This is a genomic window from Arthrobacter sp. Rue61a, assembly GCF_000294695.2.
In the GTDB taxonomy this organism is placed as follows: Bacteria; Actinomycetota; Actinomycetes; order Actinomycetales; family Micrococcaceae; genus Arthrobacter; species Arthrobacter aurescens_A.
This window is the reverse complement of sequence record NC_018531.1, coordinates 325,566-340,122: the sequence shown is the minus strand read 5'-3', so window position 1 is coordinate 340,122 and position 14,557 is coordinate 325,566. Positions and strand designations below refer to the sequence as shown.

14 protein-coding genes are annotated in these 14,557 nt (G+C 62.1%); 9 read left to right on the top strand and 5 right to left on the bottom strand.

Annotated features, from left to right (window positions below; translation table 11 throughout):
• The first annotated feature begins 133 nt into the window (after window positions 1-133).
• Complete coding sequence (gene mptB, locus ARUE_RS01645) at window positions 134-1,741, top strand: polyprenol phosphomannose-dependent alpha 1,6 mannosyltransferase MptB (protein WP_011773092.1); 1,608 nt, start codon at window positions 134-136, stop codon at window positions 1,739-1,741.
• Here the strand turns inward: mptB and ARUE_RS01640 are convergent.
• The 3 genes from ARUE_RS01640 to ARUE_RS01630 all read right to left on the bottom strand — a co-directional run bounded on the left by ARUE_RS01640 (window position 1,738) and on the right by ARUE_RS01630 (window position 5,572).
• Window positions 1,738-3,126, bottom strand: a complete 1,389-nt coding sequence (locus tag ARUE_RS01640) for a glycosyltransferase 87 family protein (protein WP_011773091.1) — start codon at window positions 3,124-3,126, stop codon at window positions 1,738-1,740. The genes mptB and ARUE_RS01640 overlap by 4 nt on opposite strands.
• Entirely contained in the window at window positions 3,035-4,339 is a 1,305-nt protein-coding gene (locus ARUE_RS01635) for a glycosyltransferase family 87 protein (protein ID WP_014920492.1), read from the bottom strand. The genes ARUE_RS01640 and ARUE_RS01635 overlap by 92 nt, the downstream gene beginning before the upstream one ends.
• Window positions 4,340-4,453: 114 nt before the next feature.
• A complete protein-coding gene (locus ARUE_RS01630) occupies window positions 4,454-5,572 on the bottom strand; it encodes an EAL domain-containing protein (protein WP_014920491.1) in 1,119 nt (372 codons plus the stop codon).
• Window positions 5,573-5,746: 174 nt separating this feature from the next.
• Here ARUE_RS01630 and ARUE_RS01625 point away from each other — a divergent pair, with 174 nt between their 5' ends.
• Window positions 5,747-6,565, top strand: coding sequence for a CPBP family intramembrane glutamic endopeptidase (locus tag ARUE_RS01625; RefSeq protein WP_043469649.1), 819 nt, complete (start codon window positions 5,747-5,749; stop codon window positions 6,563-6,565).
• 8 nt (window positions 6,566-6,573) lie between these two features.
• Here ARUE_RS01625 and ARUE_RS01620 read toward each other — a convergent pair whose 3' ends face one another.
• Window positions 6,574-7,161 (bottom strand): MarR family winged helix-turn-helix transcriptional regulator, encoded by a 588-nt coding sequence (locus tag ARUE_RS01620; RefSeq protein WP_011773087.1) that lies wholly within the window; start codon window positions 7,159-7,161, stop codon window positions 6,574-6,576.
• A gap of 102 nt (window positions 7,162-7,263) precedes the next feature.
• On the opposite strand from ARUE_RS01620, the gene idi reads away from it, so the two are divergent.
• Genes idi through ARUE_RS01590 form a run of 6 tightly spaced genes read left to right on the top strand, consistent with a single transcriptional unit; the run spans window position 7,264 to window position 13,027 of the window.
• Window positions 7,264-7,818: an isopentenyl-diphosphate Delta-isomerase gene (idi, locus tag ARUE_RS01615; protein ID WP_014920489.1), complete on the top strand. Its 555-nt coding sequence runs from the start codon at window positions 7,264-7,266 to the stop codon at window positions 7,816-7,818.
• Window positions 7,815-8,924, top strand: coding sequence for a polyprenyl synthetase family protein (locus ARUE_RS01610; RefSeq protein ID WP_011773085.1), 1,110 nt, complete (start codon window positions 7,815-7,817; stop codon window positions 8,922-8,924). The genes idi and ARUE_RS01610 overlap by 4 nt, the downstream gene beginning before the upstream one ends.
• Window positions 8,921-9,826 (top strand): phytoene/squalene synthase family protein, encoded by a 906-nt coding sequence (locus ARUE_RS01605; protein ID WP_011773084.1) that lies wholly within the window; start codon window positions 8,921-8,923, stop codon window positions 9,824-9,826. Before ARUE_RS01610 ends, ARUE_RS01605 begins: the two co-directional genes overlap by 4 nt.
• The gene (gene crtI, locus ARUE_RS01600) at window positions 9,823-11,475 is read left to right on the top strand and encodes a phytoene desaturase family protein (protein WP_014920488.1); all 1,653 of its coding nucleotides are present in this window, start codon (window positions 9,823-9,825) and stop codon (window positions 11,473-11,475) included. Before ARUE_RS01605 ends, crtI begins: the two co-directional genes overlap by 4 nt.
• Window positions 11,475-11,825: a lycopene cyclase domain-containing protein gene (locus ARUE_RS01595; protein ID WP_014920487.1), complete on the top strand. Its 351-nt coding sequence runs from the start codon at window positions 11,475-11,477 to the stop codon at window positions 11,823-11,825. The genes crtI and ARUE_RS01595 overlap by 1 nt, the downstream gene beginning before the upstream one ends.
• A complete protein-coding gene (locus ARUE_RS01590) occupies window positions 11,822-13,027 on the top strand; it encodes a prenyltransferase (protein ID WP_014920486.1) in 1,206 nt (401 codons plus the stop codon). Before ARUE_RS01595 ends, ARUE_RS01590 begins: the two co-directional genes overlap by 4 nt.
• Here ARUE_RS01590 and ARUE_RS01585 read toward each other — a convergent pair.
• Window positions 13,022-13,552, bottom strand: coding sequence for a MarR family winged helix-turn-helix transcriptional regulator (locus ARUE_RS01585; protein ID WP_187329912.1), 531 nt, complete (start codon window positions 13,550-13,552; stop codon window positions 13,022-13,024). The genes ARUE_RS01590 and ARUE_RS01585 overlap by 6 nt on opposite strands.
• Before the next feature lie 111 nt (window positions 13,553-13,663).
• Here ARUE_RS01585 and ARUE_RS01580 point away from each other — a divergent pair, with 111 nt between their 5' ends.
• Window positions 13,664-14,455, top strand: a complete 792-nt coding sequence (locus tag ARUE_RS01580; protein WP_014920485.1) for a TspO/MBR family protein — start codon at window positions 13,664-13,666, stop codon at window positions 14,453-14,455.
• The last annotated feature ends 102 nt before the right edge of the window (window positions 14,456-14,557 follow it).

The window sequence follows — 14,557 nt, the reverse complement described above, 5'->3', positions numbered from 1 at the left end:
CTTTGCCGCGCCTGTGGTGGTGTTGGCTGGATCGACGCTAAAATTTCACTTGCCGCAAGTACAAGCTCTTGGGCATCAATCTGCGTTTCATTTCTTAGGAGCGCCATACCGTGAGTGGGGGAACCGACCAGTCATGACGGCAGGCAGTACCCCCCGTCCGCTTCCCGGGACAGCAGCGGCCACGAACCAGCCTTCAAGCACTGCTACCAAGGCCCCACAACCAGCGGCTCCTGCAACAAAGCCTGTAGCGTACCCAGCTATCTTGCAGGGGTTCCTCGGCTCCTTGTTCATGTTTGCAGGGTCCATCGGCATCGGGTGGATCGCCAACGGTTCCCCGATGATCCGACACCCCATAGTCATTGCCCTGCGCACTGAAGGCTGGGGCGTGACGGTCTCTGCCGTCCTCCTGACCGTGGGTGCCATGTTGCTGGTCCGGTCCTGGCTGAGGTTGGGCCAACGGATGGGCAGCTGGGAGGGCAATTCCCTCAAAACGATCGTTGCAGCGATAGGAGCCTGGTCCCTTCCTTTGTTGTTCGCTGTTCCCGTGTATTCGCGTGACGTTTATGCGTACATAGGCCAGGGCAGGCTGATGATGGAGGGCCAGGACCCTTACGACGTCGGCATCTCGGCTTTGAATAACTGGTTCGCTTTGGGCGCAGACCCGGCTTGGGCGGAAGCCCGTACTCCGTACGGGCCCTACTTCTTGTGGATGGCCCACGCCGTGGTTGCCGTCACGGGAGCCCAGCCGGACGTATCAGTCCTGCTGTTCCGGCTGCTTGCCGCCGGCGGGGTGTTGTTGTGCGTTGTGTACGTGCCCAAACTCGCTGAGCTCCATGGAATCAACGGCGCCAGGGCGCTTTGGATCGCGGTGGCCAACCCGCTCTTCCTCATCAGCTTCGTGGCCAGCGCCCACAACGACGCCATCATGGTGGGCTTTGCCGTAGCGGGAACCTACTTCGCGGCCACCAAACGGCCGCTCTTAGGCATCCTGTTGGTCACCCTGTCCATTGGAATCAAACCGGCCACCGTGCTCTTGCTGCCCTTCATCGGCCTCATGTGGGCAGGCGCCGGTGCGTCTTGGCCGCGCAAGTTTGGAATTTGGGCAGCTACTGCGAGCATAAGCTTCGCCATTCTGGTGGTCAGCGGCATCCCTTACGGCCTGGGCCTTGGTTGGGCGTGGGCCATCACGGACCCCACCCCCGGCTTTACTGGCTACTCACCGTCGGGATTCCTGGGCCAGCAGATCGAGTTCCTCGGCAACGCCCTGGGGCTGCCTGGCAATGCGATGGCTGACGTCCTGCGAGCCGCCATGAAGTGGGGCGCTGTGGCTTTGGTGCTGGTATTGATGTTCCGCGGAGATCATTCGCGCGTAGTGCGGCGGATGGCTCTGGCCTTCGCGGCGATCGTGCTGCTCTCCCCCATCATTCAGCCGTGGTACATCCTCTGGTTCGTGCCTTTCCTGGCCGTGACGGGGATCAGGGACGACTGGCAGATGCGGTGCCTCTATGTCGGGGTGACGTTCTTTGTGGTGTTCGGTGCGCAAGACCAGCTATCGGTCTGGTCCTTCGTGGAGGTCTCGGTGGACCTGTCCTCACTGGCCTTCGCCATCGCATTGCTCTTCGCGTTCTACCTGGTGTTCCTGGACATTCATACCCGCAGGCTGCTGGTCCAAGGCAAGCTATCGCGCTGGGTGGGGCAGACTGACCGTCGCCTGCTCCACCGCCCTCCGACTATCCGCTAAAGCGCTTTCGGCACCACCGGGGCGCCGTCGCGGTTCACGCGCCGTCCCAGCTCAACCGTCCGCTGCACGGACCACCACAGCAGAACCACCAGCAGGACATTCCGGGTGGTCAGCACGGCTGCCATGACCGGGTGGGCGTGTATGAGCGGGGTGTAGAACAGCGGATAAATCACGAACGTGGTCATGGCAATCGCCATCAGCAACGCGGCCGGTACCTTCCAACGGTTCCAGTCGTGCGTCAGGCCCGCAATGATCACGGGTGCCAGCCAGATGATGAATTGCGGCGAGCCCACTTTGTTGAACACGATGAACGCCGTGGTCATCATCAGGGCACCTTCGAGGAACAGTTCCTCGCGCTCCGCACCGCGCTTGAGTGCACGGATCAGGAGGATGGCGGCCGCGATCGCGGCAACAATCAGCAGCGGCTGCATCAGGAAAGCAGCCACTTCGGCACCCGGCCCGTACACCTCCGTGGAGTTAATGGCTGTGTTGTCGGCCATTTTGGAGCCGGCAACGTTGAAGACACTAAGCCACACCCAGGGCGTGGAGAAGGTGGCTTCCAGCTGCATACCGCGCTCACCCTGATTGATCAGGAAGTCGAGGATGTGACTGAAGCCACCAGCGAGGTACGTTCCAAACCCTACGACGGCGGTGACGCCCACCCCGGCAGCGATCATCTGCAGACGGTTGCGGGAAGCGATGATGATCGGTACCAGCACCGCTGCGGGCCACACTTTGATCCACGTTGCGATGCTCAACAGGACAGAGGCGACAACGGGCCTTTGAGCAGCGCAGATCAAGGCAATCAAAACAATGGAGGTGGTGATGCCCTCAACTCGGGCAAAGCTGAGATACCCCATGAACACGGTGAAAAACAGCCACCACCATGCGGGCGCGATCCCGCTGACCCGCCGCGGGCCACGCGTCAGGTACCACAGGCCCAGCGCGTTGAGGGCTGTGATGAGCAGGGTCCACATCAGCAAATAGAGGTCCGGACCGGCAATGCCCGCCAGGAAAATGGGAATCTGGGCCAGCACCGGATAAACCCAGGGACTGATCTTCCCGCTGAGGTTCTCCGGGTTGTAACCGTCCATGGCCCACTGACGGTATTGCTCAGTGTCACTGAACGTGTTGCCGCTGAGGAAGAAGGACGCCATCCAGCACAGGAAGTAGAAGTGAACCACGGCAAAGCCCCACCAGACGCTGCCGGGGCGGGCGAACCACGCTATGACTGCTGGAGGCAGGACACGGCTGCGGAGACGGACCAGCTGGTCGAAGAACGTCGCGGAAATCTTAGTGCTCCTTGGCAGCTGGGGCGGTGACCACGGATGGCTTGCGGCCCAGTGAATACAGGCGACGCGCCGACCAGAAGAAGAGAACCACAAGCAAGACGTTGCGGATGGTCAGGACCAGCGCCATCCAAGGATTGTTGTGGCTCAGTGCATCGTAGAAGAGCGGGTAAATGAAGTAAGTGGCAACGGCGATGACTATCAGCATGGTGGCCGGAACCCGCCACTCTTTCCAGTTGTGTGCCAGCCCCACAGCTACAGCCGGAGCAAGCCACACCATGAACTGCGGTGAACCCACTTTGTTGAACACGATGAAGGCGGTCACCAGGGTGAGGGCTCCCGAAAGGAGGAGCTCTGTGCGGTCCACTCCTCCGTTGAGCTTGCCTTGGTGCAACGCCCAGAACGTCAGACCGGCGACGGCGGCTGCGGCAAGGAGCAACAGCGGCTGCATCAGCACGGACATGAATGCGGTACCGGGCCCGTCCACCTGCATGGAGTTGATGTCTGTGTTCATGTACATGCGGGAATCCCCCACCCCGAGCACCGACAACCACAACCATGGTGTGGTGAAGGTTGCTTCGAGCTGCATGCCGCGGTCTCCCTGTTGTGTCAGGAAGTTCAGCAACTTGGGGACGGCACCCACTGCCGCGGCGAGCCCAACTACAACCGCCGTCGTCGCAATTCCTGCCGCCACAACGTGCAGGCGCTTCCTGACCACTGCGAACAGGGCCAGCATGACAGCGGCGGGCCAAACCTTAACCCAGGTGGCAACGCTCAGAAGGACCGACGCGACGAACGGCCGGGTAACACCGTAAACAAGGGCCACCAGCACTATGGGTGCCGTGAGTCCGTCAACGCGGGCGAAGCCCAACCAACCCATGAGGAAGACGAATACCAGCCACCACCAGGCAGCCGGGATTGCTTCCTGCCGGCGGCCGCGGTCGGTGAGTTTGAGGACCGCCCAGCCGTTCAGCAGAGTGGTGAGCAGGACCCACAGGAAAAAGAAAGGGCCTGGACCGGCAATAGCTGCCAAGCCCATAGGAATCAGCGCCAGTATCGGGTATACCCACGGGCTGGGTCCGCCTGTGAGGTTTGCGTCGTTGAACCCTGCCAGCGCCCAATCACGGTAGATGAAGGTGTCGCTGAAGGCTTCCCCGCGCAATGAGAGCACGGCGGCAAAGACCAGGAACACCAGGTGAATCACCACAAAGCCCCACAACAGGCCACGCGGGGAGTTCATGCGTGAAGCCAACCTCGTTGGGATTGTTTTATCGCGAAGGTCCGCGAGCATACTGAAAAAACTGTCCATCAACGAAGAACTTCCTGGCTAGGTGGGTCCTTGCCTCAGCAGTCCCCGATTTTTTGGGACCGAAAAACCCCCGCATGCTACTTTACGCGAGTCGCCCAAAAGCCGGGCAGTTGATTAGCCTGCGGGCTGGGCTTCGGTCTGCGCGCGGATGCTCCATGCCGACCAATCCAAGGGGTGAACGGAGGGGCGCCCCAACAGATAGCCTTGCGCTGCTGTGACCTTCAGCGCGGTGACTTCATCAAGTTCGCCAGCTGTTTCGATGCCTTCCGCAATGATGTCCGCCCCGATTTCCCGGGCGAGCTCCACAATGGCCCTGGCCCGGATTTTCTGACCGTCGCTGCTTTCTATTCCCTCAATCAGATGGCGGTCCAGCTTGATGATGTCCGGGCGCAACTGTTCAATCCGCTCCATGGAAACCAGGGCGGCTCCGGACGCACTGATGGCCAGCCGCAGGCCCAGGGTTCGCAGTGGCCCCAGGCCGTGGTCGCCGGTTTGCCCTTCCACGGATTCCAAGCTGCCCGTCAATTCAACAATGATCCTGTCCGGAGCGAGCGCCGCCGCAGCCAGAAGGTTCCGCACGCGGGGGTCGCTGGACGTTGCGGGGGTGAGGTTCAGCGCCACGGACATGTTGTCCGGGACGTCGTGCGCTGCCGTCAGGGCGCAGTGCAGCGCGGCAATTTCGAGTTCCGTTCCCAGTCCGGCTGCCGCAGCCTCGTTGAACCAGACATCGGCTCCGGCGCCATCCTCTCCGACGAATCTGGTGAGCGCCTCTACGCCCACCACCTCGCCGCCGGGCAGTGCATGGACGGGCTGGAAGGCTGTCAGCAAGAGTTTGTCCGCCAGGATCGACTGGATGCCTTCACGGACTTCGTGGCTGACGGGTACCGATACTGTCCTGGCTGTATCCGAGGACTCCAAGTGCAGGCTGGCAACTTCACGCTGAACGGGGACCTTGGCCGCTGAAGCTGGTGTCTTGCGGGTCTCGAGCAAGTGCTCCAACAAGGCACGCTCGGGATTCCCGGGACGTGCCTCAACCAAGGCGCGGAGGTTGTTCCTCGCTCCTTCGCTCCGGGCGTCGCTGTCCGCAAGGATGGATTCAATGATGTCCAGCACTTGTTCGCGCATGGTCATGTCTTCGCTTGCCGGCGCCTTAACAGCGTCATCGGCCGCAGCAGCGTCATCCTTCGGTGAGCTGCCGCTTTCCGGTTTAAAAGAGCCCGCGTCTTGAGCCATTAATTATTCCTTTGTGTGTCCCCCACTGGCTAAGCCAGCCATGACTTGGCCCACCAATAAATATGTGGGCCTTGTCACGAATCTTACAGATGAATGAGGGCATCTGAGACACCGAGGAGACTCCTGACGAGGGAAAACGTGTTATTGGACGGCAAGCCCTGACATGCTGGAGGGGTGACATCCATTTCAACGGAATCACCCCGCACCGCACTCAGTTGGAAGCTGTTGCCGGCGGCGTTTCTTTCCTTGTCCGGCGTGCCGCTCTTTGCCATGGGCAACGAGCTGCTTGGCTATGGCCTGCTGGGGGCGAGCGTGGCCACCGCGGCTTTCATCGACCACCGGCTGATGCGACACCTCGCGTTGATCGCGGCCGGTATGACCATCTTCAGCCTGGTGCCCCTCAACGCTGACCTCAGCACAGAGCACATGGCCCTCATGGGCGGCGCTCTTGCATTGGCGGTGCTGGTGCCATGGGTGGTTTCCCGGTTCGCCTACCGCGAGGACATCATCAAGTTTCCCGTGAACACCGGCCGTAAGTGGCCGTTGGCAGCGAAGCTGTACCTGATAGGCGTGGTGGCGCTCGGATACTTCATCCTGCCGGTGTACCTGATCAGGACCGGTGTTTACCAAAACTGGCCTGACGCTTCGGATCCCGACATCTTCTGGCGGCTTTTCCTTGGAGTCAACGCCGTGGGTATCTGGGATGAACTGTTCTTCATCTGCACCACCTTCACCCTGCTGCGCCAACATTTTCCGGACTGGCTGGCCAACCTCCTGCAAGCAGTGGTCTTCTCGTCATTCCTGTGGGAGATCGGCTACCAGTCGTGGGGCCCGCTGCTGACGTTCCCCTTCGCACTGCTGCAGGGCTACACGTTCAAGCTCACCAAGTCATTCACCTACGTAGTGTCCGTGCACCTGCTCTTCGACTTTGTCTTGTTCCTGGCGTTGGTCCACGCACACAACCGGGATTGGCTGCCGATCTTCCTGTACTAGTACCAGGGCTACGCCCCGGAACCAGCCCACGCCTCATCGGCGACTTCGATCTCCTGCGCCATGTCATCGAGGAACCGCATCACCGTTTCCCGTTCTTCGGGTGTCAGACGTGCTGCCGCCAGGAATCGTTTGGCCTGCTGGCGCCCAACGGTCCGCATCGCAGCCTCGTGCGTTTCGGGAGTGATGGCGATGGCGAGCGCGCGGCGGTCGGAGGGGTGGGCGCGTCGCGTGACGTGCCCGGCGCGTTCCAGCCGGTCGAGCAGCTTGGTGGTTGACGCCGTCGAGATATGGAGCCGGGAGGCTATTGCACCGGGGGTGGCAATCACGCCATGGTTGGCGCAGACAATCAGATAGTGCAGAGCTCGCATATCGGATTGATTGAGTTTCATGTATCTGAGGGAAGCGTCGGAGAGGCGTTGTTCAGCCTCGCGCAGCCTCGCCAACGATGCCATGAGGTCGCTAACTTGCTGGACATCGGCCTCGGAGAGACCGGAGCGATCCACTAGTTCCTGATGAGGATCGTTGGCGTCCAGATGATAGATGCCGGCAGAAACCGGGGTCCCGGCTTCTTCGGGTATCTCTTCAGGACTGGACATGTTTGGTATGTTACACCTAACTTCCTACATGGTAGCCTTTCTTCTAGCTTGTCTAGCAATATTCAGGTTTCAGGCAGAAACAGGGTGTGGAGGAAGGGCAAGATGAACGCGACAGAGATGGTGGTCCTCCTTGACGACGCCGGAACGCCCATTGGCGAGGCTCCCAAGGCAGGGGTGCACACACTTGATACTCCCCTCCACCTCGCTTTTTCCTGCTACCTGATCAACGATGTTGGGGAAGTTCTGCTGACCCGCCGTTCGCCGGAGAAGAAAACGTGGCCCGGGGTGTGGACCAACAGCTTCTGCGGCCACCCGGGGCCCGGTGAAGAGTTCGAGGACGCCATCCTCAGGCGGGCACAGTTCGAACTCGGAGTGGACGCCAACAAGATCGAACTGATTCTCCCCCACTTCCGATACAGGGCCATTGACCCCACGGGGATTGTCGAGAATGAAGTTTGCCCCGTGTACGTAGCCCGCATCACCGGCGTGTTGAACCCGAATCCCGCCGAGGTAGCCGACTGGGCCTGGATCTCACCGGCACTGCTGGCGGATGCTTTGGAACACACACCCTCCGCTTTCAGTCCGTGGCTTGGGCTGCAATTTCCACAGCTCCTCAAGGCGAACGCCTTGCCACTCCAAGCAGGAGCCGAGGCATGACCATCACCTCAAATGCCGTCCGGGGTCGCACTGATCTTTGCACCGCAATAGAGAACGAACTGAGCGGACTCATTGACAAGAGGGCCAGCGCAGCAACGGCATACGGTGCGGACTTCGCCAGGCTGTGGGCGCTCGCGGGCCAGAACGTCCTCGGCGGCAAATTCGTCCGGCCCTTGCTGTTGATGGAAACGTACGACGCACTCCACAAGCACGGTCCCGCAGAGCCACACCAGCGCGAGACCGCCATCAGCATCGCCGCTGCCATCGAACTCCTCCACTACGCCTTCCTGCTGCACGATGACGTGATCGACGGCGACCTCGTCCGCCGCGGGCACCCTAACCTGATCGGCTCCCTCCTTGCGGAAGCCGGCGAAACTGCCCGGACGGACGGCGCTGACGGCGCCCGCGCCGGGAGCGGCCTCCACTGGGCCCAAACCGGCGGAATCCTGATGGGCGACATGCTCCTGGCCGCGACGCACCAGGCCTTTGCCCGCGCCGAACTCCCTCACGAGCTTCGCCTGCGGCTCCTCGATCTCCTGGAACACACCATCAACGAGACCGTGGCCGGCGAACAACTGGATGTGGGCCTTGGTGATGGCATTATTGCCCCGGACCTCCAGACCATCCTGATGATGTGCGGCTACAAGACCGCGACGTACACCTTCGAACTCCCGCTGCGTGCCGCCGCCACGCTGGCCGGTGCCGACTTCGCCGTCGAGAATGCGCTCGCAACAGCCGGCAGGCATCTTGGGCTCGCTTTCCAACTCCAGGACGACCTCCTGTCCACCTTCGGGGATCCTCGCCGCCATGGCAAGGATCCCTTTTCAGACCTACGCGAGGGCAAGGAAACAGCCATCATCGCCCACGCGCGGACCACCACCGTGTGGCCGGACATCGAGCCCTTCTTCGGCAGGCCCGAGCTCAGCGTCGGTGACGGTGAGCACGTGCGGCGGCATCTCAGCGATTGCGGTGCCGAGGTATTTGTCCAAGGCCTCATCGAGGAACAACTGCAGGCATTCAACAATCAGCTGACAAGCACCATCCCGGCAAGCGTCCGCAACGTATTGCTTGACCTCGCGGGACAGCTGGAAGGACGGCAATCATGAGCGTCGCCGCGGACACCTCGTTTACGCATTTCACCCGGACGGCCGAACGTGCCGCCAACCAAGTCATCTCCGCGTACTCCACCTCGTTCGGTTTGGCGTGCAGGCTGTTGGGATCCCGACACCGCCAACACGTCCGCAACATCTACGCCTTGGTGCGGGTGGCCGACGAACTCGTGGACGGCGTGACGGCGGAAGCCGGCCTGAGCTACCAAGAGCAGTGCGACGCCCTGACGCACTTCATCGCTGAGACGCACCGGGCCGTCAAGCTCGGCTACAGCAGCGACCTCATCATCCACGCGTTCGCTCAGACAGCCCGGACCGCCGGAATCGATGATTCGCTCATCGATCCGTTCTTTGATTCCATGCGCATGGATCTCGGCGAGCGAAGCGAAGCGCCGGCGGCGCCCCTGCGCTTCGATTCCGACGCCCACGACGGTTATGTCCACGGTTCCGCCGAAGTTGTCGGACTGATGTGCCTGCGCGTCTTCATGCGGGATGAGAACATCGACGACGGCGACGCCGCGGCTTTGGAGTACGGCGCCAGCAGGTTGGGTGCTGCTTTCCAGAACATCAACTTCCTGAGGGACCTGGCCGACGACACTACCCGCTTGGGCCGCAGCTACCTTGGCACCTCGGACCACCTTGAGGACCGCGACCGCATGGAGTGGGTCAGCACCATCCGGGCGCAGCTGGCCGATGCCAACGCCGTCATTCCGATGTTGCCCCGCGACGCCAGGGCTGCTGTCCGGAGCGCATTGGCGTTGTTCCAAGCCCTCACGGACAGAATTGAACAGACCACCGTGGACGAGCTCTACCGTCACCGGGTTCGTGTCCCGGATGCCGTGAAAGCCGGACTCGCCGCCCGCGCTGTTGCCTCAACCTGGATGGAGTTGCACCGATGACCCGGACAGTAGTGATCGGCGGTGGCATCGCGGGGCTTGCCACCGCCGCGCTCCTCGCCCACGAAGGACATGAGGTCCAGCTCCTTGAGCAACGCGACCACGTGGGCGGCCGTGCAGGCAGCCTCGAACGGGACGGCTTCCGCTGGGACACCGGCCCCTCCTGGTACCTGATGCCGGGCGTCTTTGATCACTTCTTCAACTTGCTCGGCACCAGCACCGCCGAACAGCTGGATCTGCGCACCCTCAGTCCTGCGTACCGTATTTTCAGCGAACCAAACCACGACGGCGTGCGGCCGGACCCGCTGACAATCCCCCTCGGCAGCGAGCAGGTTTTGGAGACCTTCGAAAGCGTTGAGCCCGGCAGCTCCAAGGAACTCGCGTCCTACCTGGTTTCCGCCCGGCACACCACCGAAATGGCTGAACGGTTCTTCCTTTACAACCCGTTCACCAAAATGCAGGCGCTGCTCCAGCCGGAGGTTGTGCGCAGCCTCCCCAAGCTCGCACAGCTGCTCCTGACACCCCTGGACAAGTACGTTTCCCAGCGGTTCCAGCATCCGGTGCTCCGGCAAGTGCTTGGCTATCCCGCGGTTTTCCTGGGCACCAGCCCTTCCGCTGCTCCGGCGATGTACCACCTGATGAGTGCCTTGGACCTGGGCGACGGCGTGCAGTACCCGATGGGTGGGTTCCGGGCTCTGGTTGAGCGGCTCGAAGCACTAGCCGTCGACGCCGGAGTGCGGATTCACACCGGCGCGGAAGCCCTCAAGATCACCACCCGCGAAGCGACCCACCCCAAGAAACTCGGGCGATTCGACGGCCTTAACCTTCCCTCCGGTCTCACCGGCAAAGACAGCCGGGAAGTCACCGGTGTGAAGTGGCGTGACAGTTCCGGGGCCGAGCACTACAGTGTTGCCGACCTAGTGGTCTCCGGCGCTGACCTGCACCACACCGAAACCCAGCTGCTCGGCGTCAGGGACAGGAGCTACAACAAAAAGTACTGGCAGAGCCGCACCAGTGGTCCCGGCGCCGTGCTGGTGATGTTGGGAGTGAAGGGTTCGCTGCCGGACCTGCCTCACCATTCCTTGTTCTTCACCCGTGATTGGGAGGCGAACTTCGCCTCGATCTTCGGTGACGATCCGAGCATTCCCGATCCTGCGTCCATATATGTCTGCAAACCCAGCGCCACCGATGCCGGTGTCGCACCACACGACCACGAGAATCTCTTTGTCCTGGTTCCCATCCCCGCCGATCCCTCGTTGGGAGGGGGCGGAGCCGATGGCAGCGGCGATGTGATGATCGAACGAACTGCCGACGCCGCCATTGACCAAATCTCTCAGTGGGCCAACATCCCGGATCTCCGCGAACGAGTGGTGGCCAGGCACACCATTGGGCCGGCCGACTTCGCCCGCGATTACAACTCGTGGCGCGGCGGCATGCTGGGACCCGCACACACACTCCGGCAAAGCGCGATGTTCCGGGCACAAAATGCCTCCAAGCGTGTTCGAGGCCTGTACTACGCCGGCGCCACAACTGCTCCGGGCGTTGGCGTACCCATGTGCCTCATCAGTGCCGAACTGGTCCTTAAGCGGATCCGCGGCGATCACAGTACCGGCCCTATCACTGTGAGGCCTGTAGCTAGCAGGATTGGCTAATGGGTGTTCTCTACTTGGTCTCGTTGCTCCTGGGCATCGCCTGCATGCTCCTGCTCGATCACCGTTTCCGCCTGTTCTTCTGGCGGGACCCAAAAGCAGCCGCAACCGTGACCGCCGTCGGGGTTTTGTTCCTTCTCGGCTGGGACCTGGCCGGAATCGGCCTGGGGATCTTCCTCCGCGGCGAGGGCACCATCGCCACCGGGCTGCTGCTCGCCCCGGAACTGCCCATCGAGGAACCCGTGTTCCTGCTTTTCCTGGTGCTCTGCACCATGGTCCTGTACACCGGCGCGCGTCGGCTGCTTGACCGGACACCGGCCCCCCGCAGCGCGCAACAGCGGGAGCACGTATGACGTACCTCTGGCTCGCGCTCGCCTTCATCGCCGCAGCCGTAGTTGCAGGCGTGATCTTTGCCCGTCAGGGCGCACGACCAGGCGAGGCAGGCAAACACTGGAAAGCCGTAGGCCTCGCGTTTGCTGCGCTGGCCGTCCTGACAGCTGTTTTCGATTCCGTGATGATCGGTATGGAACTCTTCCACTACGACGCTTCGCACATCCTCGGCGCCAGAATCGGCCTGGCGCCCATTGAGGATTTCGCCTACCCGCTCGCCGGAGTGGTGGCGCTTCCCGGCCTGTGGATGTGGCTGACGCGCAAACGTTCCGGGGAATCCAACCGTGCGGGCAACCTCAAGGGCCTCGTCCCCCAGGCATTACTCGCATCCCGACCAGTCAGTTGGATCAACACCGCCTACCCGTTCGCCGCGGCCATGCTCCTCACCACCCGGGAAATCGACTGGGTCCTGATCGTGGGTACTTTCTACTTCCTGATCCCCTACAACCTGGCCATGTACGGCATCAACGACGTCTTCGATTACGAGTCGGACCTCAAGAACCCGCGCAAAGGCGGCATCGAAGGCGCGCTCCTCCAGCCGAGGCTCCATCGCCCCATGCTGTGGCTCGCAGCCATCACCAACATTCCGTTCCTACTGGTACTGGCATTCGCGGGCGGACCCGCCGCCTGGATCAGCCTGGCCGTGAGTGCATTCGCAGTGGTGGCCTACTCCGTCGCCGGACTCCGCTTCAAGGAACGCCCGGTCTTGGACTCGCTGACGTCCAGCACGCACTTCGTCAGTCCCGCCGTCGTCGGCTTGGCGCTGGCTGGCGCCGACGTGACGCCGGGACTGGTTATCCTGCTGGCCGCCTTCTTCCTCTGGGGAATGGCCGCCCACGCTTTCGGCGCCGTCCAGGACATCGAACCCGACCGGCAGGCCGGTATCGGCTCCATAGCAACAGTCATCGGTGCCCGCCGGACGGTGAGGCTCGCCGTCGGCCTCTGGCTTGTTGCGGGCCTCGCAATGCTGGCCACGCCGTGGCCCGGGCCGCTCGCCGCGATCATCGCCATCCCGTATATCGTCAATTGCGCCCCGTACTGGAAGGTGATGGATACGACGGCGGCACGCACCAATGTGGCTTGGCGGCGGTTCATCTGGCTCAACTACGGTTCAGGATTCCTGGTGACGCTCATTTTCATCCTGCAATGGAGCCTCACGTCATGATGCTGTGGATTTCTCAGGGTCCTCAGGGTCTTCGTCGATCGTGTCCAGTGCTTCGCGCATGTGCTGCAGGAAATTCACCACTACCTGCGACTCGTCAGGGCTCAAGGCACATGCGGCGTCCAGCATCCGACGGTGCATCCCACCCAGGGTATGCCGCACTTCCTGGTCCGAGCCGGGAGTGGCCTTCAGGATCAGTGCCCGACGATCAGTGGGGTGAGGTTCGCGTCGAATATGGCCGGACTCCACCAAACGATCGATCAGGGTTGTCATGGACGCGGACGTTATGCCGAGCTTGTCACCCAGATCCTTCGGCTTCATCACCTTGCCGGCAGCTTCGGCTTCGAACAAATAACGCAGGGCCAGCAGATCCTTCTCGCCCATACCCATGGAAGAGCGGGTCCTGCGTCTCATCGCTTGCTCGGAGGCGCGGTAATCCCGCAAGGCGTTCAGGACGTCAATGGCTATGGCCTTCTGACCTGGGTCTTTGCCGTACCAATAGCCCTTTGCGTGGCCTTCCGCGTCCATCCGTTGTTCCTTCGATAAGCGTAAAGCTTGATTCACTAGCATTTTGATACTAGGTCACGCAACGCGCTTGTGCATGACATTGCACCGCCCACAAGGAAAGAGGCTCAGAACATGGCAACTCGAAGCTCAGATCTTAGGCGGCAGATCGCAGTTACCGTGAGCTTGGTGGTCTGCATCGTTGGCTCGATGATCGGCGTCGGCGTGTTCGGAGGGACGCCCATCGCGCAGGCAGCCGGCGGCGCCTTGGCTGCGGACTCAACCCTTCTTGCGCCAGCCACACCCGCCTTCTCCATTTGGTCGGTGGTGTACACCGGGCTTGCTGCGTTGACGGTATGGCAATGGTTGCCTTCCCAGCGGGCTAATCCGCGACAGCGGTCGCTCGGCTGGATCGTTGCCGGGTCCATGCTCCTGAACGCGGCGTGGATTCTGTCCGTGCAGGCCGGCTGGCTCTTGGTGAGCGTTGTGGTGATTCTGGCGTTGCTGGTGACTCTCGTGGTGGCCTTCCTTCGCTACAGCCACAGCCGTGCCGGCTCCTGGGTTGAGGCCGTTGTTGTTGATGGGACATTGGGGTTGTACCTGGGCTGGACCAGCGTGGCAGTGTGCGCCAACATCGCAGCTGCACTGAAGGCCTCTGGTTTTGGGGGCTTCGGGTTGCGCCCTGAAATCTGGTCCGTTGCTGTACTTGTGGTAGTAGCTATCGTCGGTATTGCCTTGGCGATCAAGGGCCACGGTCGCCTCGCCCTGGCGGCCGCCATCGCGTGGGGCCTAGCGTGGATCACCGTCGGCCGCAGCACTGACGCACCCGAATCATTTCCGACGGCGATCGCAGCCGCCGTTGCTGCCGCGCTGGTCCTTGGCGCGGCGATTACGGTACGGGCGCGGGCGGTGCTGGCCGAGCGGTAGCCTCGGCGGTGAGGGGCGACGTCTCGGCTCTTTGCCTAACGCCCGCACCCAGAGCGGGACAAGCGCAACCGCCGAGGTGCGACATCTCGGCTCTTTGCGACG

Excerpts from the sequence above, each read along its gene's own strand:
- crtI (WP_014920488.1), top strand. The coding sequence starts at position 9,823 with ATGACCCGGACAGTAGTGATCGGCGGTGGCATCGCGGGGCTTGCCACC.
- idi (WP_014920489.1), top strand. The coding sequence starts at position 7,264 with ATGAACGCGACAGAGATGGTGGTCCTCCTTGACGACGCCGGAACGCCC.
- ARUE_RS01585 (WP_187329912.1), bottom strand. The coding sequence starts at position 13,552 with ATGGACGCGGAAGGCCACGCAAAGGGCTATTGGTACGGCAAAGACCCA.
- ARUE_RS01590 (WP_014920486.1), top strand. The coding sequence starts at position 11,822 with ATGACGTACCTCTGGCTCGCGCTCGCCTTCATCGCCGCAGCCGTAGTT.
- ARUE_RS01580 (WP_014920485.1), top strand. The coding sequence starts at position 13,664 with ATGGCAACTCGAAGCTCAGATCTTAGGCGGCAGATCGCAGTTACCGTG.
- ARUE_RS01595 (WP_014920487.1), top strand. The coding sequence starts at position 11,475 with ATGGGTGTTCTCTACTTGGTCTCGTTGCTCCTGGGCATCGCCTGCATG.
- ARUE_RS01630 (WP_014920491.1), bottom strand. The coding sequence starts at position 5,572 with ATGGCTCAAGACGCGGGCTCTTTTAAACCGGAAAGCGGCAGCTCACCG.
- ARUE_RS01610 (WP_011773085.1), top strand. The coding sequence starts at position 7,815 with ATGACCATCACCTCAAATGCCGTCCGGGGTCGCACTGATCTTTGCACC.
- ARUE_RS01635 (WP_014920492.1), bottom strand. The coding sequence starts at position 4,339 with ATGGACAGTTTTTTCAGTATGCTCGCGGACCTTCGCGATAAAACAATC.
- ARUE_RS01620 (WP_011773087.1), bottom strand. The coding sequence starts at position 7,161 with ATGTCCAGTCCTGAAGAGATACCCGAAGAAGCCGGGACCCCGGTTTCT.
- ARUE_RS01605 (WP_011773084.1), top strand. The coding sequence starts at position 8,921 with ATGAGCGTCGCCGCGGACACCTCGTTTACGCATTTCACCCGGACGGCC.
- mptB (WP_011773092.1), top strand. The coding sequence starts at position 134 with ATGACGGCAGGCAGTACCCCCCGTCCGCTTCCCGGGACAGCAGCGGCC.